A 23795-nucleotide genomic window follows, 5' to 3' on the forward strand; every position below is an offset into this window, starting at 1 on the left:
TGGCGCCGGGGGTTGCAGCGGGCGGCCGCAGGCGGGTCGGCCGACGGACGGGCGGGGTGGGCAGGGCCCGTCCGGACGCCATCCTCGCGGTCGCGGCGGTGGCGATGGGGGGCCGGAGCGGGGGGACGGGCCTGCGGGTTGTGCGGAGGAGGCGCAGGAGTGGCGGAGTGCGCCGCAGGCCGCACAGGCTGCGGCACATTCCGCAACTCCGGGTGCTCGTCCGCACAATCCGCAGGCTCGTCCCTCCGCTCCGGGCCGCCATGGCCAGCAGCGCGATCGCGATAATGGCGGCCGTTCGGGCCGTTCCAACCAGGGCCGTCCGGGCGCTGGTCAGCCTGGTCAGCATCAAGGCAATCGCGGTGGCCAGAATGCCCCGCGTCCGGGTGCCGGCCGCAACGGTGCTCCCAACCACAATGCTTCCGGCAACGGCGACAACGCCAATGCCATTCCGCGCCCGCATACGCCGGGCCCGCGTCCGGGCAATAACCCGTTCTCCCGCAAGCAGGGCATGCACACCCCGACTCCGGGTGACATTCCGCGTCCGCACCCGATGGCTCGTCCGACCGCCGAAAACGGTCGCGGCGGCCGCCCCGGCCGTCCCGGTCAGGGCGCGGGCCAGGGTCGTGGAGGCTTCCGCGGCGGCCGTCCCGGTCAAGGCGGCGGTCAGGGCGCTCCGCGTCCGGGCCAGTGGGGGCACAATCGTCCCGGCTCCGGCTCACAAGGTGCAGGCCAAGGTGCCGGCGCACGCGGTGGTTTCCGCGGCGGCCAGGGTGCCGGCGGCAATAACTTCCAGGGCGGCGCTTCGAACAATGGTCCGGCCCGCGGCGGTGGTCGCGGCGGCCGCGGCGGTGCCGCAGGCGCATTCGGACGTCAGGGCGGCAAGTCCTCGAAGGCACGTAAGAACCGTCTGGCGAAGCGTCAGGAGTTCGAGGAGCTGAAAGCACCGACCATCGGTGGCGTGCGCATCCCCAACGGCGGTGGCCAGACCATCCGCTTGCGTCAGGGTGCTTCGCTGGCCGATCTGGCAGAGAAGATCAACGTCAATCAGGCCGCGCTGGTCACCGTGCTGTTCCACTTGGGTCAGATGGCCACGGCCACCCAGTCGCTGGATGAGGAAACCTTCCAGATCCTGGGCGAAGAGATCGGCTGGAATATCAAGCTCGTCTCCGCTGAGGAAGAGGACAAGGAGCTGCTGCAGCAGTTCGACATCAACCTGGACGAAGAGGAACTGCAGGATGACGCGGACTTGGAGCCTCGTCCGCCGGTGGTCACCGTCATGGGCCATGTCGATCATGGTAAGACTCGACTGCTTGACACGATTCGCAAGACCAACGTTATCGCCCGCGAGGCCGGTGGCATCACCCAGCGCATCGGTGCTTACCAGGTCACCGTGAACCTTGAGGGTGAAGCCCGCAAGATCACCTTCCTCGATACCCCTGGCCACGAGGCGTTCACCGCCATGCGTGCCCGTGGTGCCGAGCTGACCGACGTGGCGATTCTCGTGGTTGCTGCCGACGATGGCGTGATGCCCCAGACCGTGGAGGCCATCAACCATGCGCAGGCCGCGCATGTGCCGATCGTTGTGGCCGTTAACAAGATCGATAAGGAAGGCGCCAACCCCGACAAGGTGCGTGGCCAGCTCACCGAATTCGGTCTGGTTCCGGAAGAGTACGGCGGCGACACCATGTTCGTCGACATCTCCGCCAAGCAGGGCACCAATGTCGACAAGCTGCTCGAAGCCGTGCTGCTCACGGCCGACGCCGAGCTTGATCTTCGCGCCAACCCGAATATGGACGCCCGCGGTGCCACCGTCGAAGCCCGACTTGACAAGGGTCGCGGTGCCGTGGCCACCGTGCTCGTGCAGTCCGGTACGCTCCATGTGGGCGACGCCATCGTGGCCGGCACTTCGTACGGCCGTGTGCGCGCCATGCTGGACGAGAACGGCAATCAGATGAAGGAAGCCGGCCCCTCCACTCCTGTGCAGGTGCTGGGTCTGACCTCCGTGCCGACCGCCGGCGACTTGTTCCTGGTGGCCTCCGACGATCGCGCAGCCCGTCAGATCGCTGAGAAGCGTCAGGCCACCGAGCGTGCCGCACAGCTGGCCAAGCGTCGTAAGGTCGTCTCGCTCGAGGACTTCAAGAAGAAGCTCGCCGAGTCCGAGGTCGATATGCTCAACATCGTCATCAAGGGTGATTCCTCCGGCTCCGTCGAGGCGCTCGAGGATTCCTTGATGAAGATCGAGGTGTCCGACGAGGTCGGCATCCAGGTCATCCACCGCGGCGTCGGTGCGATCACCCAGAACGATGTCAACCTTGCCACGGTCGACAAGGCCGTTATCATCGGCTTCAACGTGCGTCCGAACCGTCAGGTCGCCGACTTGGCCGAGCGCGAGGGCGTGGAGATCAAGTACTACTCGATCATCTACAAGGCCATCGAAGACATCGAGGCATCCCTCAAGGGCATGCTCAAGCCGGAATACGAAGAGGTCACCACCTCCCACTCCGAGATCCGCGAAATCTTCCGCTCCTCCAAGTTCGGCAACATCGCCGGCGTTATGGTGCAGGACGGCGAGGTCAAGCGCGGAACGAAGTGCCGTATTCTGCGCAATGGCGTGGCCACGGTCAACGATCTGGAAATCTCCTCGCTGCGTCGCTTCAAGGACGATGTCACTTCCGTCAAGGAAGGCTACGAGGCCGGTATCAACCTCGGCTCCTTCAACGACATCGAGCTGGGCGATATCATCGAGACCTTCGAGATGCGCGAGATCGAACGCAAGTAGTTTGCGCGATACCGCAAGAATGCAAGCGACGGAACGCCCGCTACCGGTTTCGGCGGCGGGCGTTCGCCACATCTGCGGCACAATAGACATACACATACAAATTCAAAGCACATACTGAGCAACGATTAAGAACAGGATTGCCATGGCAGGAACCAACCCTCGCGCGGCGCGTATCGCCGCCCTGATCCAGCGCGTTGTCGCCTCGTCGATTGAAGGTGCGCTGCACGACCGTCGTCTGGCCGGCGTCACCGTCACTGAAGTGCGCGTGACCAACGATCTGCAAATCGCCAAAATCTACTGGACCATTCTCGGCCACGAAGGCAAGGAAGAAGGTGAACGCAAGCGCGCCAAGCAGGCCCTCGCCCAAGCTAAGGGCCATTTGCGTTCCCAGGTCGGTGCCAAGGCCGGTCTGCGCCTGACCCCGCAGCTTGAATTCATCTTCGATGAAGTGCCCGGCGAAGCCCACGAAATCGAAGATATTCTCGCCCTGGCCCGCAAGCGTGACGCCGAACTCGCCAAGGCTCGCGCCACCGCTCAATACGCCGGTGATGCCGATCCTTACAAGCATGACGACGAGCCCGATGATGACGATTGGGATGAAGACGAAGACGACGCTGACGAGTCTGATGAGTCCGATGATTGGGATGATGCTGACGACTCCAACGATTCCGACGATTCCAATGAGTCCGACGATGCGTCCGATACGGAACATGCGTGATGACATCCGCTGATTCCGGTCTGCTGATTATCGATAAGCCGCAGGGCGTGACCAGCTTCGATGCGGTGGCCGCCGTACGAGCGACTCTGCACACCAAAAAAGTCGGTCATGCCGGCACTTTGGATCCGATGGCCACCGGCATGCTGATTATCGGATTCGGCAATGCCACCCGACTGCTGGCCACCATTGTCGAACACGATAAAACCTATGAGGCCACGATTCGTCTCGGCCAGCGCACCACCACGGATGATGCTGAGGGTGACCTCATCGAGCCGGAATCGGCTGATTCCAACGCTCATGAGCCCGCAGTTGCCGACATAATCGCCAGCCTGAGCCGCGAGACTATCGAGCAGATGATTCGTGAGCGGTTCACCGGCGATATCGAACAGGTGCCTAACACATTCTCCGCCATTAAAATCAACGGCCAGCGCGCCTACGATTTGGCCCGCGAAGGCAAGGACGTGGAACTGAAGGCCCGCCCAGTGACCATCAGTGAGTTCACAGTGCTTGACATGCGCCATGACTTTGCTGTCAACGTGGCTGGAATATCAGTGCCGGTAATTGATATGGATGTGCGCGTCAGCTGCTCATCCGGCACTTATATTCGTGCATTGGCCCGCGATCTGGGGGAGTGCCTCGGTGTCGGCGGCCACCTGACCCGTTTGCGCCGCACGCGCATCGGCCGCTTCGACTTCGCCGACGATAGCGTTGCAACGCGTGTTGTGCACGCCCATGCCGAATCCTACAGTTTTACCAACCGTGAGGGCGAGACCATCACGCGCAACAAATGCATGCTGGATGCGCCCGGAGAAGTACTTTCTCAATCCCTTACCATGGCCGACGCCGTGCGCGGTGCCATGCCGGTGGTGGAAATCACCGCCGAAGAGGCCGCCGAACTGCGTTTCGGTCGACGCATCACCCGTCATCTCGATGTGGAACAGGCTGCCGCCATCGTGCCGCAAACCGGTGATGTTGTCGCATTGATCGCACCCGCCAACCGTACCCAAGCCAAACCTGTCACCGTATTTCCGTCATCTCGTTGATGAATGTGGCGACGCTATGGTTTGGATGCCGGTGATGCGTACGCGCGTGCCGGTGGATCCCAGCCGTGTGCCGTCTTTTTTGTAGAACACGGAAGCATCACCTCTGACGCGTACAGCAAGCGTGTAATCGCCGGTATGGAGCGCCGGTGTAACCAGCACTATGCCATCGAACGGTGTGGGCGAATACAGATCCACCGGCAACGACAATACTGTGCGGCCGGACGCATTGTGTTGAATGGTGACCTGTGCGTATCCGCCATCTCGATCTGTATTGGCCAGCAGTGCCATGCGCTCGTCGTCTGCCGCAGAGAAAGCCACGTGCAGCGTGGTGCGTTCATATGATGTGTTCATCATAATCGCACGCTCATTGCCCGGTAGCGGCACTGGGCGAGCGGTCAGCGGATTCCATGCCTGCCAGTATTCAGGAATGGATATGGTGTCACCGTCCACATGGATGGGCATCCATACCGTGGAGGCGCTGCTGGCCTGATGCGGGTACGACCAACGGTCACCGGTATAGATATAGTGCGTTTCGCCGGAAGCCAGCGTCAGCGGGAAAATAAACGAGCACTGCGAATTCCACGTGCATGTGCCTTCCGGGCAGAACAGGCCACGGTTGGTCCAAGGGCCCGATGGCGACGGCGCGGACAGATAGTAGTTATCGTTGCGATCCCAGCTGGTTTTATTGGAAAACATGATGAAATATGTGTCGCCAGCATGCATCATGGCAGGCGATTCGCCACCGGGTGCGATATTGCTTGCCACCAGCTGTGCGGCCGACAGATAATCATCAGCAAGCCGGTAGATATTGCCTTCGTGGGTCATCAGGTATCCAGTGCCGTCGGTGTCTTGGAATGTGCCCATATCCCACATACGAATGGGCTCTCCGTCATGTGTCAGCGGGCCCAGCACCTGATATTCGCCGTCGATAGTGTTGCTGACGGCGACCACAATGCACGGATCCATATACCGCAGATCATCGGAGTGCGCGAACATCACATACTGACCAGTTGAAGGGCAGCGCATGACTTTGACACGCTCGCCGACACGATGCGGGCCAAGCCGGGAGCCGTTCTCCTGCACCGGCAATGCCATACGTTCGAAATGCCAGTGTGCGAGATCCGGCGAGGAATAGCAGGAGAAGCCGTTGAATTCGTTCTCGGCGTCGGTTTTGTATTCTCCGAACAGATACCAGCGCCCGTTATCCTGCACAACGCAGGAGCCGTGAGCGTTGACGATATTGCCTTGGTCGTCGAACCACGGTACGCCGTTGATGATGACGGGCTGTTCGCAACTGGGCATGGTGATGAATCCTTTCGTAATGATCGACATACTTGATGCAGTACACCGATGGGGAGGTGACAGGGAAGAGAACTATCAGATATCAGACGGTGGTTTGTGCTGGGACAGACTGTTCGGCAACGGCTTGCTCTGGCGCAATCTCCTCAGCGATCATCTGCATCAGCACAGGTTTGGTAATCTGTTCGACTGTGTGATACAGGAAGAAGAATGTCAGTCCGGTGCCGAACAGCAGCATAATCCACGGCCATTGGAGCAGCAGCCAGAGGTACAGCACCAGAATGGCCAGAGCAAGCACCGTGAACGGAAACCTGCGTGCCGCGAACACGAAACCGGTGCGCACCAGAGCCGAATATCGTGCGTTGGGGAATTCCACCATGGCGTTCAGCGACACCAAGTGTGCAACCATGGTGAACGCGAGCAGGGCAATCATCACTGCCGCACATGGTGCGCTCTGCGCCAGAAAAGCACAAGCGCCGGCAGCAAGGATCGCCAGAGGAATGGCGTAGATTACCGACAGAGTGAATGCTTTCGGTGCGAGGTGCAGGTAGGTGCGTATGTAGGGGCGCAGCGTCCGATGATCTTCCGCCGGTGACCAATACGGGTCGGCGATGGCGGCAGTGGAACGGTATAGTTTGTTGCGACGATCGCGTTCGGCGTCATATTCGCCGTTGCGCATGGTGGCAGCGTCACGATATGCGGCAAAGGCCGCCGCCATAGCGGGTGCGGCAAGGCACCAAGCGCCGGCGGCTATGGCGGCGATTGCCGGCAGCGGCAACGCGGCAAATCCGTCGGTAAGCAGCATGACGATATTCCATGGTGCCATGGCGACTAGCAATGCCAGGTCAAGCAGCAGGAACGCAATCAGTACGCGAGAAATGTCGTTGAAGCGTTGTGCGATATTCATCTGGGCCACCTTTTGCGTTGTATCGTCGTTGAACCATGCACTATTTTGCAGCAAAAAAGCAAAAAATGCAAAAAATGGTGAGTTGCGGGATTTTTCTATGTTGATGTTGTCTCGCGGACGGGGAACAGTGGAAAGCAACACAGCAACGATGTCAATGATTGGATAAGGATTATGGGGCAGCCGATTTTGCAGGATATCGCCGATCGTGTTGGGGTGTCGGTGTCGACGGCCTCGCGGGCTTTAAGCGGCAAACCGGTGCGGGAATCAACCCGTCGCAAGGTTGTGGCTGCGGCTCGTGAGTTGGGGTATGACATCGAGGCATCGCAGACCACTTCTGCCGATGGCGCGCACCGCCAAACGGTGGAGACCTCGGCTCGTGCTTCTTCCAAACGTATCGGACTTGCGGTCAGCAAATTGGCTGATTTCTTTGAGATGTCTACGCTGGTGGCGGTTACCGAAACCATGCAACGCATTGGCTATGGCGTGCAGTTGATTGATCTTGAACCAGACGCCCCGGCCGAGGAATTGGTCGCGCGTCTGGCGGGGGAGTGCGATGGCATGCTGCTGCTGTCGTCACCGCTGACGGATCGGGCGATTCGCGAGATTTGCGATCCTATGCGCACGGTGTTTGTCGGGCGCAAAGTCGAGGGATTTTCATCGGTATTCCTTGACGAGAACAGCGGCGTGAGGCTGGCGTTGCGCCATTTGGCGTCGCTGGGGCACCGCCGCGTGGCGTATACCAGTTTGTCTGGTTCGTTCTGGTCCAACAGCACAAAAGCGGAGTCCATCGAGCATGAAGCACAGGAGCTGGGTATGGAGCTGGTGGTGCTCCATGGTTTTGAAACCACCTATTCCAGCGGGCTGAATGCCGCTGATGCCTTGCTGGTTGAGCCTGATGTCACCGCAGTATTGGCTCATGACGAGATGCTGGCCTGCGGTCTGGTTAACCGTCTGGTGGAGCGCGGCGTGAGGGTGCCGCAGGATGTGAGCGTGGTATCGATGTCGGATAGCAGCATCGCCACCATTTCGCGTCCGGCGTTGACTGCGGTGGACAGCCGCCAGGGGCGGATGATGCATACGGCCTGCACCATGCTATTAAGCAATCTGGCCCTGATCGATCAGGGGATGTCTGCGTGGAGCGCCGAGCATATTGCATTCCCGGAAGCGTTCACGTTGCGTGCATCCACTGGCCCTGTGCGCCAGTAGCAAAGGCTATGCCGCTATCGGCGTGTTGGCGTTATTCTGCCGCAACACGCCGATTGCAGCAAAAACTTTGCGGTAATTTGCAATCTTTGCGTTATTTGCGTATCCTGTTTGCAGGACGATTCGACCGGGCATCGATGACCTGGACGACGTTCAGTGGAAGACAAGCACACATGGTTGTGAAAAGTCTCCGACAATGCAACAAAGGAGTGAAAAATGACGTTCAAGTTCAAGAAGGCGATTGCTGCCGGTTTGGCCGGTGCCATGCTGTTCGCCGTCTCGGCCTGTGGCTCTGATACCGCCTCCAAGGATGGCGACGGCGGTCAGGTGACCATTCGCTTCAACTGGTGGGGTTCCGACACCCGTGCCAAGATGCAGCAGGAAGTTATTGATAACTTCATGGAGGCGAACCCCGACATCAAGGTTGAAACCGAAACCTCCAACTACGATGATTACATTACCAAGCTTTCCACCGCTGCCGCCGCCGATGATCTGCCCGATGTGATGACCATGATCGATCCGTTCATGAACGATTACATGGATACCGGCTCGCTGCTTGACCTGAGCACTCTGGATGATCTTGATCTGAGCAAGTTCTCCGACGACACCTTCGCCGGCGCAACTGGTGCTGATGGTGAGAAGTATGGTGTGTCCCTCGGTGTCTCCGGTCACGGCCTGGTTATCAACCCGACTGTGTTCGAGAAGTACGGCGTCGAAGTTCCCGATGACGAAACCTGGAGCTGGGATGATTTCTCGAACGCTGCCAAGGAAATTTCCGAAAAGTCTGGTGGCGAGGCTGTGGGCTTCAGCATCGATATGACCGAACAGATGGCCAGCCTGTGGCTGCGTCAGAATGACGAGGCCTTCGGCGTCAAGGGTGATGAGCAGGTTGGTTTTGACGCTGACACCCTCGCCGACTGGTTCACTTTCGAAAAGAGCCTGATCGATGAAGGTGCCACCAACACTCCGGATCAGGCCCAGGAACTGCAGTCCGCAGGTGGTACGCCCGAACAGTCTCCGCTGGCACTTGACAAGTCCGCCATGTCGGTGATCTCCATGAACCAGCTGGCCAACTTCGAATCCGCCGCCGGTCATGAATTGAAGCCGGTGCTCTGGCCGGGCGAAACCCAGGCCAAGGACCGTGGCGGCTGGACCAAGCAGGGCACATTTGTCTCCGTCTCCGCCAACACCGAGCATCCTGAAGCCTGCGCCAAGCTGATCGATTACTTGGTCAACAACGAGGACGCCGCCAAGATCATGGGTCTCGATCGTGGCGTGCCGGCCAACCCCGATATGGCCAAGGCGATTGAACCGCAGCTGTCCGACGGTGACAAGCGCTTCGCCGAATGGGTGGAGAAGAGCCAGGAAGTCAACACCCAGGCCTTTATCCCGATGAACGCTGGTGCCTCCACCGTGATCACCGACTCCTATGCTCGCGCCCACGAGTCCGTGATGTTCGGCAAGGCCAGTGCCGAAGACGCTGCCAAGACCTTCAAGTCCGAACTGGACGCCGCCGTCACCGAGTGATTCCCACTCGTCTGACTTTCCTCCCATAAGCCACGGCCGATGGTACGCCATATCTTCCGGTCGGCCGTGGCACCCCCTCTGTACACAAGGATCATTCACATGGCTATGTTCAAACGAGCACCGATTGCGGTGCGACGTGAGGAACGCGCGGCGCATATCTTCATGCTTCCCTGGTTCCTCGGCGTGATTTTCATCACCTTGGGACCGATGATCATCTCGATTTTCCTGTCCCTGACCAAGTACCGTCTCATCGGCGACCCCAAGTTCGTGGGATTGGACAACTACGCCAAAATGCTGACGGACACCCGACTGCTGCAATCCCTCAAAGTCACCTTCATCTATGTGATCGTGGGTGTGCCGCTGGCTTTGATGCTGGCACTGGCCATCGCCGTGCTGCTCAACAAAGGCGTCTCCGGATTGAGCTTCTACCGTTCCGTCTACTATCTGCCCTCCCTGTTCGCCGGCTCCGTGGCCATCGGTGTGCTGTGGCGTCAGGTATTCGGCGCGGAAGGCATCATCAACACGGTATTCGGCTGGTTCGGCATCGACACCATGGGACACTCGTGGGTGGGCGACCCGAACTCCGCCCTGTGGACACTGATCTTGCTGCACGTGTGGACCTTCGGCTCCTCAATGATCATCTTCCTGGCCGGTCTTCGCCAGATCCCCCAGGAGCTGTACGAAGCCTCCTCCCTGGATGGCTGTGGCAAGTGGAAGCAGTTCCTGCACGTCACCGTTCCGATGCTCACCCCAATTATCTTCTTCAACCTAGTGATGGGTATTATCAACAGCTTCCAGAACTTCGCCCAGGCCTTCGTGGTCTCCGGCGGCTCCGGCGGCCCGGTCGACTCCACACTCGTCTACGCACTGTACCTCTACCAGCAGGCGTTTGGTTCAGCCCGCAACATGGGCTACGCCGCCGCACTGGGTTGGCTGCTTGTTCTGATCGTCGGCTTGTTGACCCTGCTCAACTTCGCCCTGTCCAAGAAGTGGGTGCACTATGAAGACTGATACTGCCTCCATGAATTCCGCCACCGCTGCCCTCGCCTCCGGGCACGGCCAGCCGGTCGCCTACAAAAACGGCATGGATCCCGTGCTCAAAGCCCGTCTGGTCGCGGTCGTCAAGCATGTGCTGCTCATCGCAGTCGGCTTCGTAATGATCTTCCCGCTGCTGTGGATGGTGTCCAGCTCGCTGAAAGATGACGCGAACATCTTCCGCAACATCAGCTTGATCCCCTCCGACTGGGATTGGGCCAACTACAGCGAAGGCTGGAACGCCCAGGCCTATCCGTTCAGCCGTTATCTCTTGAACTCGCTAATCATCACCGTCGGCGCGATCATCGGCAACATCTTCACCTGCTCGCTGGCCGCCTACGGTTTCACCCGCCTGAAGTGGCGTGGCCAAGGCATTGCGTTCGGCTACATGCTTATGACCCTGATGATGCCGATTTACGTGATGATCATCCCGCAGTACATCATCTGGTCCAAACTGGGCTTCCTGAACACCTTCGTCCCGCTGCTCCTGCCGAAGTTCCTCGCCACCGAACCGTTCCTGACCTTCATGATGGTGCAGTTCTTTCGCGGTATCCCGAAGTCCCTGGACGAAGCGGCCAAAGTCGATGGTGCCGGCCCGTTCCGCATCTACGCGCAGATCATCATGCCCAATGTGCTGCCATCCCTGGCCACCACCGGCATCTTCTCCTTCATCTGGACGTGGAACGACTTCTTCACCCAGCTGCTGTATCTGACCAAGCCGCAGAACCTGACCGTTGCAGTCGCCCTGCGTAACTTCGCCGACGCAACTTCCGGCACCAACTGGGGACCGTTGTTCGCCATGAGCACGATTTCGCTGATCCCGGTGTTCGTCGTGTTCCTCTTCGGTCAGCGATTCCTGATCGAAGGATCGGCCACCACTGGTCTGAAATAACCTATGTGCGCCTATGCGGCCCCTGAGGATGCGGCCGGCGTCCATATCTGTACATCAGATTGACGCCGGCCGCGTGCGTCCGGGCGTCGTTATCGGCAAGGAAAGGATCGACATCATGAGCGGCATCACAATGACGGATATCGCCAACGAACTCGGATTATCCGTATCCACGGTGTCCCGCGCGCTCAACGGTGGCCAAGTCCGCAATTCCACACGATCGGCCGTTCTCGACTATGCTGCGCGCAACGCGTATGACAAAATTCCCACCGCAGTGGTAGCGAAGTCAACCCACAGCCAGCGAAAGCAGGAACGTCTGTCCATTGGCGTTTTGGTCACCGATTTGGGCGGTTACTATTTCAATGATTTGCTGGCTGGCATTTTCTCCTATGCCAATGCTTCAGGATTTGACGTATTTATCAGCGACATCGATGGAGTGGCCGGGCGTGATGATGCTCTGATCGCTCTACGCAATCGCAGTGACGGTCTGATTGTGGTGTCGTCGCGGTGGAGTGAACAGGAACTGGCGGCAACATTCGACCCGAACACCACGGTGCTGGTCAGCCGCACCTGCGACGGTTTCTCGTCCGCGATTGTCGATGATGAGTCCGGTATTGAGCAGTGCGTCTGTCACTTGGCCTCGTTTGGCCATCGTCGTATCGCTTATCTGGGTGCGTTCGAGCATTCCTTCACCAACCGCAGGAGGCGTGAAAGCTTCGAACGTGCCGTGCAGCGCTACAATCTCGAAGGTGTGGTTTTGGGGCCGTTCGAACCGCTGCATACCGGAGGGGTCAATGCCGCCGACGAGCTGTTGCTGGACGCTGATGTCACTGGGGTGGTGGCGTTCAACGATTTGATGGCGGCCGGAGTGCTGGGACGTTTGATGGAACGCGGTAAACGAGTTCCTGAAGACATCAGCGTTATTGGTGTTGACGATTCCGTGCTTGCCTCGTCCATGCGCCCCGCACTGACCTCCGTATCTATCCGGCACGAGCGGTTGGGAACAGCCGCCGTACGACTGCTGACGCAGCGCTTGAGGGGCGCGCGCAGTGAACGCGGTAGTCAACCGAAGTGCGTCGTGGTGCCCGAAATACTGATGGTGCGCGGTTCGACGGGGGCGGCACCGTCTGCGCTGACCTCGTCAAACATCCTTTGAATCTTGTGGCCGATTGATCGTCTTTTGATCGTCTTTTGACCGTCTTGGAAAGCAGGAATGGCATATGAACATTGTGCTGAACCACTCAACCACCGTCATCGTCCCTAACGATGCGCCGGCTTCCGTGCAATACGCGGTTGAGGATATTCAACGTGATCTTGCCAACGTATTCGGTTCGTGCGATTGCGGCAGTGCGGCGAATTTCACCGCCGGGGCAACTATCCGTCTTAAGCATGAGGAACTGCCGGCCGAACGGTATCGTGTGCATGTCGCAGACGGTGATTTGGTGGTTGAGGCCGGCGACGACCTTGGCTGGGTCTATGGCTTGTATGCCATCAGCCGTGAATTGCTGGGAGTGAAGGATCTGTGGTTCTGGAACGACCAACATATCGAGCCTATTGATTCGATCACTGTGCCCGATGCCACGGTGCTGGAACCGAAGGCCGGCGGCGACGCGGTGCGATACAAGGGATTCTTCGTCAACGACGAGGTGCTGCTTGAGGATTGGTCAGTGAACAACGATCCTAACTTGCCATGGCGGCGCGTGTTCGAGACGATTCTGCGCCTTGGTGGCAACACGGTGATTCCCGGATCCGGGCAGCGAGGCGAGTCGCATCTGGCGATGGCCAGAGCGATGGGGCTATATATTAATCAGCATCATGCGACACCGCTGGGTGCCACAATGTTCAGCGAAGCATACCCCGGCGTGCGGGCCCGCTGGCCTGAAGAGCAGGAACGGTTCGAAGCGCTGTGGCGTGAAGCCATCGAAGCGGGGCATGACGGCCGCACCATATGGACGCTTGGCTTCCGCGGTCAGGGTGATTCGCCGTTTTGGGCGGCCGATCCGCGGTATGACACCGATGAATCGCGCGGACAGGTGATGAGCGAAGTGATTCGCCGCCAGTATGAGCTGGTGCGTGAGGCCAATCCTGAAGCACCCTGCAGCGTGTACTTGTATGGCGAAGCAATGGATTTGTATCGCAAGGGACTGTTGCACTTCCCTGATGATGTGATTAAAATCTGGTCGGATAACGGTTTCGGCCGTATGGTGTCGCGGCGGCAAGGCAATTGGAATCCGCGCATCGACGCCATGCCCTCGGCTGCGGATTCCGGTCGCAATGGCATCTACTATCACGCAAGCTTCTATGATCTGCAGGCCGCGAACCATATCACCCCGCTATGCGTTGATCCCCGTCATATCGTCGATGAGCTGCAGTCGGTGCTGAACAACGGCGGCAATGACCTGTGGATTATCAACTCGTCGAATGTCAAACCACATGCGTTCATGCTGGATCTCATCGCTCGAATGTGGCGCGACGGACAGGTGGATGTCGACGCATTCGAACGGGAATATGCGGCCGCATATTACGGCGATGCCGCAGTAGATACGTGCGTTGCCGGCATCGAAGGCTACCGGAAAGAGTCAATCGCCTACGGTCCTGCATGGGACGACCGCGCGGGCGAACAATTCCTCAACCATGTGCCGCGCATGCTGGCGGTGCAATTCATGCGCGACCGTGCCGCTGCAGACTCGGAGCTGCGTTGGATGTGCGAAGCCGGGCATATTGAGGCGACGAGCTTGGCCGATCAGGTGCGATACTATGCGTCGCTGGTTGAACCGGCTGCGGAACGATACCGTCGTCTCTCCTGCCAATTGGAAGCCTCGACGGCTGCTCTGGAAGCCGACCATCCGCGTGCCGCGCGACTACTGCGCGATTCAATCCTGCTGCATATCACCGTATATCGGCATTGCTCAGCCGGCGCGGCAAGCCTGTGCCGTGCGCTACTGGCTGGTTTCGAAGGCGATTGGCAGCATGCGTTCTACTATGCCGGCTTAGCCCGTGAATCGTTCCTGGCCGCGAATGCAGCAATGCGTTCACGTGAGCACGGCAAATGGCGCAACTTCTGGCGCAACGATTGCCTGACGGATGTCAAACAGACCGCGATGGTATGCGAGGCGCTGATGGGGCAGCTGCGTGCCATCGGAGACGGCCCCCACTATTACCAGTGGAAGCGTGACTTCCTCTATCCCGAGTGGGAAAAGGACGTCATGGTCATTATGAACATGGAAAACCACGAAAGCGATCAGGAGATTTTCGAAGCCATGAAAACCGCATGGCAGGAATAACAAAGAATAACAAAAAACAAGCTGTGCGTGGACGGTTCATCTGTGCGGATGTCAGCCGGAATCGCGCGATAGGAATACACCGATAAACATAAAGGAGTGCATATGGTGTTTTCAATGTATCCCCATGGCGTGAAACGCGCGAGGTCGCGCGGCAGAACCAAACTGTTGGGCGCTGCTTTCATTGCATTATCCATGGGACTGGCGTCGTTAGCTGCAGTGCCGTCCGCGTCTGCTGCGCAGACGCCCCATTCCCAAGTGGTATATGCCTCTCAGGGCAGCGGCTATGACAAAGATCAGGTGTTGCTTGTTGATGGCCAGCCATACTGGTACAACGGCATTCAGCTTCGTGCGGACAAATTGCTGACGCAGATCGGCTATCGCGTGGATGTGCCCCTGTCCGAAAACGATCCTTCCGATCCGAACAAACGCAGTTTGGAAGCGATTTTCAAGCAGGTTGCCGAAGACGGCTACAACACGGTGAATGTGCAAATCCTGTGGTCCGACCTGCAGAAGGACATCGTTACCGAGGCCGAGCAGACTCAATCGGCCACCCTTGCCGCCGATGGCTCCGCCGCCGACCTCGACCGATTCCAAACCAGTTGGGTCGAGGGGGATTCCTCACAACAGCAGGTGGGGTTCCTGAAATTCGATATTCCCCAAACCGTGGGCAATGTGGATGGTTCCAAGATTCGCGTGTACGTGAACAGCTATGACGACCGTCAGACCGAGTTCGGCCAAACCCAAGGCATGTACTACACGCATGGACTCAATGTGTATACGATTGATGATGCCTCCGACGCCCAAGATATGACTTTCGACAAAGCCTTCGGTCAAGGTGCAACCTACGACGGCACCGAGATCACCACTGCGCAGGGCGACGTCATTCAGCCGACCAGCACCCTGGCCAAATGGGATCAGATCAAACGCACGTATTTCTACGACATCGATGTGACCGACGCCGTGGCGCAAGCGCGTGCCGAAGGACGGACCAGCGTCAGCTTCGCGCTCGCCTCATCCACCGATCCGACTCGTGAGGATAAGGCGGATGTCGCAGCCGAGACGATCTCCTTCGACACTGCAAGCTCCACCCGAGATGACGGAGATGAAGGAGTGTCCGGCCGCAACACGAATTGGCTGACCCAGCCACTGCGTCCGCGCCTGTTCTTCTCCGACGCGAGTCTGGACAGCATTGATTGGACGTATTATGACACGCTGCTCGGCTACGCCACCAAATACGGTTTGAAGTTCGAAGTCATCTGGTTCGGATCTGACTCCACTGGCTTGGCCTCCGATTTCCGTGTGCCTTTCTACGTGTTCCACAACTATCAGATGACCACGGTCGACCAGGACTCGAGCATGGTCAATTACAACGGATCCTTGGGCACGCCGCTGTTCCAGAAAAAGATCGGTGACCCCAACCAGATGTATGTGTTCCTCGGCGATCGCGCCGACAGCGCACTGATGGAGAAGGAAGGCGATATGCTCGCCGCGATCTGCGACCACACCGCCACATTGCCGAATGCGGACACATTGATCGGTATCCAGACCCAGAACGAACCATACAATGGTTCGCTCAACGGCAGCCCGATCAAATCAGTAAACAACAATGACGGCTTGGCGACCGCATCGTTCTCCCGATCCCCGGTTTCTCTGGCCCTGCGCGATAAGTGGCGTAACGAAGGCGATGCCGACCATGGCGGCTATAAGGTATCCACCGACTCCGAATTCCGCACATACGAAGTGTGGTACTACAACGACTATCTCGGCAAGCGCGTGAAGAACAGTTCGTTGTCGGTATGGACGCGTGTGAACCATCAGCTTGGTGCGCCTACATATCTGGTGGATATCAACGAAAAGATGCGTTCCAACGGCGTGGGCACCAATCTCGATTTCGTTGGATTGGATACCTATGGCCCCGGTCCCTCGGAAATGTACAAGATTGGCCACGGCGGATTCTGGTTCAATGTCGACAAGGGCGACAATCTCCCCGTCGTCATGGAGGACGGCATGAACACCACGAATGCGGCGGAGAAGAAATTCGCCACAATCGCCGGAGGTGCTTTACACAATGGTTATAACGCCTGCTCGTTCGATGGCGATGCGTTGTATGATTCGTTCAACACCGCCGAGCCCTGTGGCCGCACGGAACGTCCCGCCGATGCGAAAACGGGCAGCGGCACCGCCGGTGCGATGACGTTCGCGGAGAAAATCTCACGTGTGAGCGTCGTCAACCACCTATACAACAAAGTCGGTTATGACCTGGCCACGCGCAATGCGGACGCTGCCGGCGGCTCAACGCTCACCTTCCTCAATCCCACAGGGTCCACAAGCGGGGGAGGCGCGGCGAACGCCCAAGTTCGTTCCGTTGACATCTCCTACAACGTCGTTTCGGGAGGAACATATGGGACCGCGTCGCGCGGCTTCGTAATCGAACGTGCCAACAACGAAATTGCACTGGGCTCTACGGAGACATCCACGTTCCGGCTATCCGGACTTGCGGGGAAAACCGCCAGCGTGGAACTCGGATCCTATGATGCGGATGCGGGCGACGACGACATCACCAACGGAAACGGCAAAACGGACAACGAATGGGTGAAGGAATCGGATGCCGAAGTCACGCAAGACGGTGACGATCTTATCGTCACCGTACCGGCAGGCGATGTGGCGAGGGTTGTGACCACCGAACGCATTCCGGAAGCGGGACCCACCACTCGATTTGAGGCGGAAAGCTCCAAAATCGACAGCACTGATGCCATCGAACGCTACGACGATGGCGCATCCGGAGGCAAATGGGACAAGCATATGGCCAATGCCGAAGGAGACTACATCCGGTATCAGTTCACTGTGCCTGCCGATGGTACTTACGATCTTGCGACCATGTTCCGTAAGGGTGCCGACCGCGCGATAGTGGATGTCTTCATCGACGATGTGAAAGTGGGAAGCCATGATCTCTATTCGTCAGGTGCCGCGTGGAACAAGGAGACGATTCGGTCCATCGAACTCACTGCTGGCGAGCATACGGTCAAGTACCAGGTGTCCGGACGCAATGACAGCAGCACGGGATACATCACCGGCATCGATTATTTCGAACTCGTCGGAGAGCCATTCAGTTGCCCGAGCGGCGATGACACGACCGTACTGATGTGCGAGACCTTCGACCAGCAGACCGACCCCATCAACCTTGGATTTGACGCCGGTGCCGCAATCTCCGGCGGAAAACTCACCGTCACACGGTCGATGGGAGACAAAACCTATGCATCCACGGCGTTCTCCGATCTCATAGCAGCTCAGAAGAGCGTGGATATCTCCTTCGACTACGCCACACAAGTCGGCGATGCCGGCAAGGTGTCGTTGGAATTCCACGACTCGGATGGACGCCTCGTTTTCGCGATCCTGTCGTCCGATAAGAGCAGCGGAGACCAGTTGCGCTACTCCGTGGTTGCAAAGGCGGATGCAGGCGCTGATGGTTCCGGCGTTGCCGGCGATGCCGAACCTACGTGGACGGTCGCCGGCGAATTGGACAAGAACACAACCTACGCGGTATCGGTGCATTTGGATTTCGCCAAGCAAACGGCGGATATCTCCATCAGCGGCGGTTCGGTTGACGTTCATGCGACGGGGCTGTCCATCACCGCGAAGAATCTGGCGAAGCTGTACGCGGTGAACTATTACACCGCAGGAGTCAGCGGCGATCAGACGATTGACAATCTGGTGGTGTCCACTTCGGATCTGGTAACGATTGTCGACCGCACTGCGCTGAGTGAAGCTCTCGCGGCGGCGGAAGCATTGAACAAGTCCGATTACACCGAGGAATCGTGGAACGCGCTGGATGAGGCGGTTGCTGCAGGACGCGTCGTACTTGCTATGGATGAGCGTGAACTGACGCAGGATATGGTGCAGTCCGCGGCTGATGCGGTGTATGCAGCCATCGATGCGCTGGAGAAGCGTTCCGATCCCACGGATCCCACGGATCCGACCGATCCGACCGATCCGACGGATCCCACCGATCCGACGGATCCCACCGATCCGACTGACCCGACCGATCCCACCGATCCGACTGACCCGACCGATCCCACCGACCCGGTGAATCCGACCGACCCGAGTAAACCTGGATCTACTGATGAGGTTCAGGGCGGTGATAAGGATTCGACGGCCAGCGGCAAACATGGCGTCGCCAATACTGGCGCTGCTGTTGCAATCATCGCTGTAATCAGTATGTCGCTATGCGTCATTGGTATATGCGTGCGTTGTGCAGCTAGGTATCGTCGCTAGTCAGTTCTGACGCTTCATCGCTGAGACGGTCGTCATCGTTGCAAGGACGATGGCGGCCGTCTTATTGGTTTAGACACATGATATGAGAGTTGTATTCACAGGCAATAATCCTGTGCGATAGCCGGCTGCTGCTAGAGTGGACGGCGGTTTGAGAGCGGATATTGATTGATCCGACAACGTTTTATCGCAAGGACAACAGTTATGGATATCACCAGATTGACGCCTGACGAGCAAGGCATGGTCGAATGGCCCACGCTGAGCAACGATCGTAAAGCTGTGGTGAGCGTAGGCGTATTCGACGGATTCCATCTCGGGCATCGTGCCGTAATCTCACGCGTGGTGGAATTGGCTCATAAGGCCGACGCCTTTGCCGTGGCGGTGGTATTCGACCCGCGTCCCGGTTTGGTGCACCGCTACGCCGCAGCGCATAACGGCGAAGAGCCTGCGGCCGATATGGTGGATTCACAAGCGCTGACCTCGGTGGATGAACGCCTGCGCCATATGGAGGAACTGGGCATCGACCATGTGCTGGTGGTGCGCTACACGTTGGCCTTCGCCGCGAAATCGTATCGCTTCTTCTTGGGCCAGATGGTGGGCAAGCTGGGCATGCGTACATTGGTGCTCGGCCAGGATGCTGCCATGGGCAACAATCGTGAGGGCGATGTCAAAGCAATTGCCAATCTGGCCGCCGCCACCGGTGTTTTCGAACTGGATGTGGTGGATGACCGTGGGCCCGGCGAGACGCGCGTGCCGCCGGACGCCCAGCCGACGATGCCGACAACGTGGGGCGAACCCGCCGATCCCTTGGCCGCGATGACCAAGGCGGAGCGCCGCGCATGGAGCAAAAAACACCAGGCCAAGGCTGTGCGTGTGTGGAGCTCCACCAATGTGCGCTACCTGCTGTCGCAAGGCCGGGTGAAGGATGCGAACGCGATTCTGGGGCGTCCGCATGCCATTGAAGGCACGGTGGTGCACGGTGAGGAACGCGGTCGCACCATTGGCTTCCCGACTGCCAACCTCGGCGATGATGTGACCGGCTACCTGCCCGTGGACGGCGTGTACGCCGGTTGGCTGATTGATGGAGATAAGCGCTGGCCCTCGGCCATCTCCATTGGCACCAAGCCCACGTTCAGCGAGAAAACCGGCCTGCATGAGCGCGTGGTCGAAGCCTACGCCATCACTGATAACGGCGAATGGCTGGACTTGTACGAGCATCATGTGCGCGTGGAATTCGTAGGATTCCTGCGTCCGCAGGTCAAATTCGACGGCCCCGACGAACTGGTCGCCGAGCTCAAGCGCAACGTCGAAGAAACCAAGCGTCTAACCGCCTGATGCGCTTTCAATGCTATTGAAAACGGAAGGCCGTCATCCCTATAGGATGGCGGCCTTCTTGCGTTGTTGATATAGCGAATTCAGTGACGGAAGTGGGAGAAGAACTCCTTGGTTTCGGGGTTCTGCGATTCGTCCATCACTTCGCGCGGCGTGCCGTTCTCGGCAATAACACCACCGCGCAGCAACACCACACGATCAGCCGCATCATGAGCGAAGCTCATCTCATGCGTGGCCATCAGAATCGTGGTGCCCTGACTCTTTAGCTCAGCCACCATGGTGAGCACTTCGCCCACCAGCATCGGGTCAAGCGCCGACGTGATCTCGTCAAGCAGCAGCAGTTCAGGATCGGTCATCAACGCGCGAGCGATGGCCACACGCTGCTGCTGACCGCCGGAAAGCTGATCGGGGTAGGCGCCGGCCTTGGCACGCATGCCGATACGATCAAGCAGCTCCAGCGCACGAGCCTCGGCGCGATCCTTGCTCCAATGGTGCACCTTGCGCGCGGCCAGTGTCACATTTTTGATCACTGACATATGCGGGAACAAATTGAACTGTTGGAACACCACACCAATGCGCGCGCGCAGCTTATCCTGATCGGCGCGAGGATCGGTGATATCGGTGTCGCCCAGCCAAATCTGGCCATCGTCCACGCGTTCCAGCAGATTCACGCATTTCATCAGCGTGGACTTGCCAGAGCCGGAAGGGCCAAGCAACGCCACAACCTCATGCTGACGCACTTCAAAGGAAATGCCTTTAAGCACCTGCGTGGAACCAAAGGATTTACGGATATTATCCAAACGCAACACAGCGGGCGCGCTTGACTGAGCCGTTTGAGCGGCCGACGTGGATACAGCCGTGTTCGCAGTCGATGCCGCAGTGCCGCCCTTAGGCTGATCCACAGTAGTTGCGGAATTGATGAGATCGCTCATACCGTGCCTCCACTCAGCTCACGTTTGCGCAGTCGCGCCGCATACCAGTCATTAAGCAGAATAAACGGCACGCTCATCAGAATGAACAGCAGGCTGGCCACCACATAGGGGGTGAAGTTGTAGCTGCTGGCCACCTCGATCTGCGCGGCGCGCACCGCATCCACCGCACCCAGCACAGAGATCAGGCCAACGTCCTTTTGCATGGAGATGAAATCGTTCATCAACGCAGGTGCCACCTTGCGCAGCGCCTGCGGGATAACGATCATGCGCGTGGTCTGCCCGGCGGTCAGGCCCAGCGAGCGCGCGGAGGCGCGCTGCGAGGGGTGCACATCGTTGAAACCGGCGCGCAGCACTTCGGCCACATAGGCGGAATAGCCCATAATCACGGCGATGGTGCCAAGAATCGAAGGATCGATGCGCCCAAACAAACCCAGACCAGGAATACCAAAGCCGATGAGATACAGGATGACGATCATCGGGATGCCGCGCATCACCGTGGTATAGATGGCCGCCAAAGCACGCAGGGGGAACAGCACTGGATTGGTGCTGGTACGCACCAGGGCGATTAGGGTGGCCAGGATGGCCACGCCGATTACGGCGACGACCAGAACCTTGAGATTCAGCCACAGGCCATCCAGGATTTCAGGGAACGACGAGACGAAGTATTCGGCGGAGAAGAACGTTTCCTTCACACGCGGCCAGCCGGGGGAGAGCTTCAAGCCCGTGACCACGATAATCGCCAGCACAATGGTACTGACCAGACTGGTAATCACGGATTTGAGCTGCTGCTTGCGGCGGTACTCGCGGCGGAAACGCTCGACCTCGCTAACGGCAGCGGAACCGTCAGCGAGGTCGAGGGGAGCGGCAGATGATGTTGGTGCGCTCATAATCGTATGGATTGTCCGGCTTACTTGAGCTCGGTCAGATCGGTGGTGTACTCAGCCAGCCACTTATCCTGCAGCTTCTTCAGCGTGCCATCGGCGTTGAGCTCGTCCACGGCCTTGGTGGTCGCGGCAGTAAGCGGGGAGTCCTTGGGCAGCACGATGCCCAGGCCATCCTTGTCTTCGGAGCCGGCGATACGGCCGACCACGGTCGCATCCTTGATCTGCTCGGACTGCACCATGTAAATGCACTCAACGGTGTTGGTCACCAGCGCATCGATCTGGCCGGCGTCCAACGCCTGCGCCAGCGAAGCGTCATCATTAAAGGTCTGAATGTCGTCGGAAAGCTTCTCCTTGGCAATGGTGTAGCCCTGCGTGCCCACCATCGCGCCGATCACCGCGCCCTTGAGATCAGCCAAGGACTTGGCGCCGGCGTACTTGCTGTCCTTCTTGACCACGACGGACTGGGTGTCCTTGTAATAGCCGGAGGAGAAGTCCACGGCCTTCTTGCGTTCGTCGGTGATGCCGAACTGCTGGATGTTCATATCCCAGTCCTTGGCACCCGGGGCGATGGCGGTGTCGAAGGTGGTACGAGTCCACACCACATCGTCCTTGTCGAAGCCGAGCTTGTCGGCCACGGCATAGGCGACGGCAGCCTCATAGCCCTCGCCGGACGCGGGATCGTCGTTCATCACCCACGGCTCATAGGCCGGGTCTCCGGTGGCGATGGTGAGCTTGCCGGGCTTGACGGTCTGCTGGGTGATGTCGGAGCTGTTGGCCGAGTTGTCGGTGCTGTTGGAGTTAGCGGCGGAATCGGAGCCGCAGGCGGCGCAGAAGGCGAGCGCTGCGACGCTGATGCCGGCGGCCAGCGTGCGAAGCAGGGAACGATGTTGTGTCATGGTCTTCTCTTTCCAAAAATTTGTTGCGAATGCAATACAAAGTTGGCAATCAGTGGTGATTATAACGCTGTGATGATGCGGTCGCGTCACTTTAGTTATTGCTATTGCCGATAGCTGGTTATGCATCAATCATATGGATCCGTTGGTTTGCCAAAATCTTGGTGCCGTAGGAGATAGTTGCGGTGGGTTGAACGCGATATGCGTGGGGTCAGCAAAGTGGCATCATGTTTGCCAGATGTTTGCCCGGTGGATGTGCCGCGCGGCGTTGCCGATTATTCCAAGGTGAAGCCGTCGAAGGTGAACCCTGGACTGACTACGCAGGAGACCAGTGCGTCACCGCTGCCCGGTACCGTGCGCTGCCATACGCCGGCGGGTACCACGGCATGGCCGACGACAGGGATGTCGGGATTGTTTGCAGCATTGGCGACATTGTTTGCGGTGATGCCGGCTCCCAATGTCACACGTGTGCGTGCGGTTTCGTCCGCTGCAGGTGCCTCGCCGTTACCACCGAGTTCCAATGTCACCGGTGCTGGGCCATGCCATAGCCAGATTTCGTCGGCATCCACCTTGTGCCAAGCGCTGGCGTCTCCCCGCGGCAGCAGGAAATAAATCAGCGATGCCAGTGGACGACCATGTAGGCCGCTGGCGGGATCGTCGGCGCGGTAGGCGAGCGGCGATTGCCAGTCGCGCGTGTACCAGCCGCCTTCGGGATGCGCCTCAAGCCCCAGCCGCTGTACGACGGAGCGAGCGTAATCGCTCATATCCTCCAATGCAATACTCATACTGCTTCCTTTCAGT

17 protein-coding genes are annotated in these 23795 nt (G+C 58.7%); 11 read left to right on the top strand and 6 right to left on the bottom strand.

Going from position 1 to position 23795, the window contains the following annotated elements; genetic code table 11:
• The 3 genes from infB to truB form a co-directional block, all read left to right on the top strand.
• On the top strand, positions 1–2779 hold a 2779-nt coding region (gene infB, locus G1C95_RS11555; RefSeq protein WP_240947552.1), incomplete at its 5' end, for a translation initiation factor IF-2.
• Between the two features lie 142 nt (positions 2780–2921).
• Complete coding sequence (rbfA, locus tag G1C95_RS11560) at positions 2922–3497, top strand: 30S ribosome-binding factor RbfA (protein WP_169173109.1); 576 nt, start codon at positions 2922–2924, stop codon at positions 3495–3497.
• Positions 3494–4540 carry a tRNA pseudouridine(55) synthase TruB gene (gene truB, locus G1C95_RS11565; RefSeq protein WP_417852281.1) on the top strand — a complete coding sequence of 349 codons (1047 nt, stop codon included), beginning with the start codon at positions 3494–3496 and terminating at the stop codon, positions 4538–4540. The genes rbfA and truB overlap by 4 nt, the downstream gene beginning before the upstream one ends.
• On the opposite strand, the gene G1C95_RS11570 is transcribed toward truB, so the two are convergent.
• Together G1C95_RS11570 and G1C95_RS11575 are read right to left on the bottom strand one after the other, a co-directional pair.
• Entirely contained in the window at positions 4529–5842 is a 1314-nt protein-coding gene (locus tag G1C95_RS11570) for a glycoside hydrolase family protein (RefSeq protein ID WP_169173111.1), read from the bottom strand. The two genes, truB and G1C95_RS11570, sit on opposite strands and share 12 nt — an antisense overlap.
• Positions 5843–5924: 82 nt before the next feature.
• A complete protein-coding gene (locus G1C95_RS11575; protein WP_169173112.1) occupies positions 5925–6746 on the bottom strand; it encodes a YesL family protein in 822 nt (273 codons plus the stop codon).
• A 171-nt stretch (positions 6747–6917) separates the two neighbouring features.
• Between G1C95_RS11575 and G1C95_RS11580 the strand changes: the two genes are divergently transcribed.
• From G1C95_RS11580 to ribF, 8 genes are all read left to right on the top strand, one after another.
• Positions 6918–7952, top strand: coding sequence for a LacI family DNA-binding transcriptional regulator (locus G1C95_RS11580; protein ID WP_169173113.1), 1035 nt, complete (start codon positions 6918–6920; stop codon positions 7950–7952).
• A gap of 213 nt (positions 7953–8165) precedes the next feature.
• A complete protein-coding gene (locus G1C95_RS11585; protein WP_169173114.1) occupies positions 8166–9476 on the top strand; it encodes an ABC transporter substrate-binding protein in 1311 nt (436 codons plus the stop codon).
• 99 nt (positions 9477–9575) lie between these two features.
• On the top strand, positions 9576–10487 hold the full coding sequence (locus G1C95_RS11590) for a carbohydrate ABC transporter permease (protein WP_205832833.1): 912 nt from the start codon (positions 9576–9578) through the stop codon (positions 10485–10487).
• Positions 10477–11403 (top strand): carbohydrate ABC transporter permease, encoded by a 927-nt coding sequence (locus tag G1C95_RS11595; protein WP_169173116.1) that lies wholly within the window; start codon positions 10477–10479, stop codon positions 11401–11403. Before G1C95_RS11590 ends, G1C95_RS11595 begins: the two co-directional genes overlap by 11 nt.
• A gap of 115 nt (positions 11404–11518) precedes the next feature.
• On the top strand, positions 11519–12556 hold the full coding sequence (locus G1C95_RS11600) for a LacI family DNA-binding transcriptional regulator (RefSeq protein WP_169173117.1): 1038 nt from the start codon (positions 11519–11521) through the stop codon (positions 12554–12556).
• A gap of 64 nt (positions 12557–12620) precedes the next feature.
• The gene (locus G1C95_RS11605; protein WP_169173118.1) at positions 12621–14684 is read left to right on the top strand and encodes a glycosyl hydrolase 115 family protein; all 2064 of its coding nucleotides are present in this window, start codon (positions 12621–12623) and stop codon (positions 14682–14684) included.
• A gap of 102 nt (positions 14685–14786) precedes the next feature.
• Positions 14787–18956 carry a DUF4978 domain-containing protein gene (locus G1C95_RS12450; RefSeq protein WP_205832834.1) on the top strand — a complete coding sequence of 1390 codons (4170 nt, stop codon included), beginning with the start codon at positions 14787–14789 and terminating at the stop codon, positions 18954–18956.
• Between the two features lie 201 nt (positions 18957–19157).
• The gene (gene ribF / locus G1C95_RS11615; protein WP_169173119.1) at positions 19158–20288 is read left to right on the top strand and encodes a bifunctional riboflavin kinase/FMN adenylyltransferase; all 1131 of its coding nucleotides are present in this window, start codon (positions 19158–19160) and stop codon (positions 20286–20288) included.
• A gap of 80 nt (positions 20289–20368) precedes the next feature.
• Here ribF and G1C95_RS11620 read toward each other — a convergent pair whose 3' ends face one another.
• The 4 genes from G1C95_RS11620 to G1C95_RS11635 form a co-directional block, all read right to left on the bottom strand.
• Entirely contained in the window at positions 20369–21217 is an 849-nt protein-coding gene (locus tag G1C95_RS11620; protein WP_169173120.1) for an amino acid ABC transporter ATP-binding protein, read from the bottom strand.
• Positions 21214–22104 carry an amino acid ABC transporter permease gene (locus G1C95_RS11625; RefSeq protein WP_169173121.1) on the bottom strand — a complete coding sequence of 297 codons (891 nt, stop codon included), beginning with the start codon at positions 22102–22104 and terminating at the stop codon, positions 21214–21216. The genes G1C95_RS11620 and G1C95_RS11625 overlap by 4 nt, the downstream gene beginning before the upstream one ends.
• 20 nt (positions 22105–22124) lie before the next feature.
• The gene (locus G1C95_RS11630) at positions 22125–22997 is read right to left on the bottom strand and encodes an ABC transporter substrate-binding protein (RefSeq protein ID WP_169173122.1); all 873 of its coding nucleotides are present in this window, start codon (positions 22995–22997) and stop codon (positions 22125–22127) included.
• Between the two features lie 272 nt (positions 22998–23269).
• Positions 23270–23779 carry a cupin domain-containing protein gene (locus G1C95_RS11635; RefSeq protein WP_169173123.1) on the bottom strand — a complete coding sequence of 170 codons (510 nt, stop codon included), beginning with the start codon at positions 23777–23779 and terminating at the stop codon, positions 23270–23272.
• Positions 23780–23795: the final 16 nt, after the last annotated feature.

This window comes from Bifidobacterium oedipodis (assembly GCF_012932425.1).
In the GTDB taxonomy this organism is placed as follows: domain Bacteria; phylum Actinomycetota; class Actinomycetes; order Actinomycetales; family Bifidobacteriaceae; genus Bifidobacterium; species Bifidobacterium oedipodis.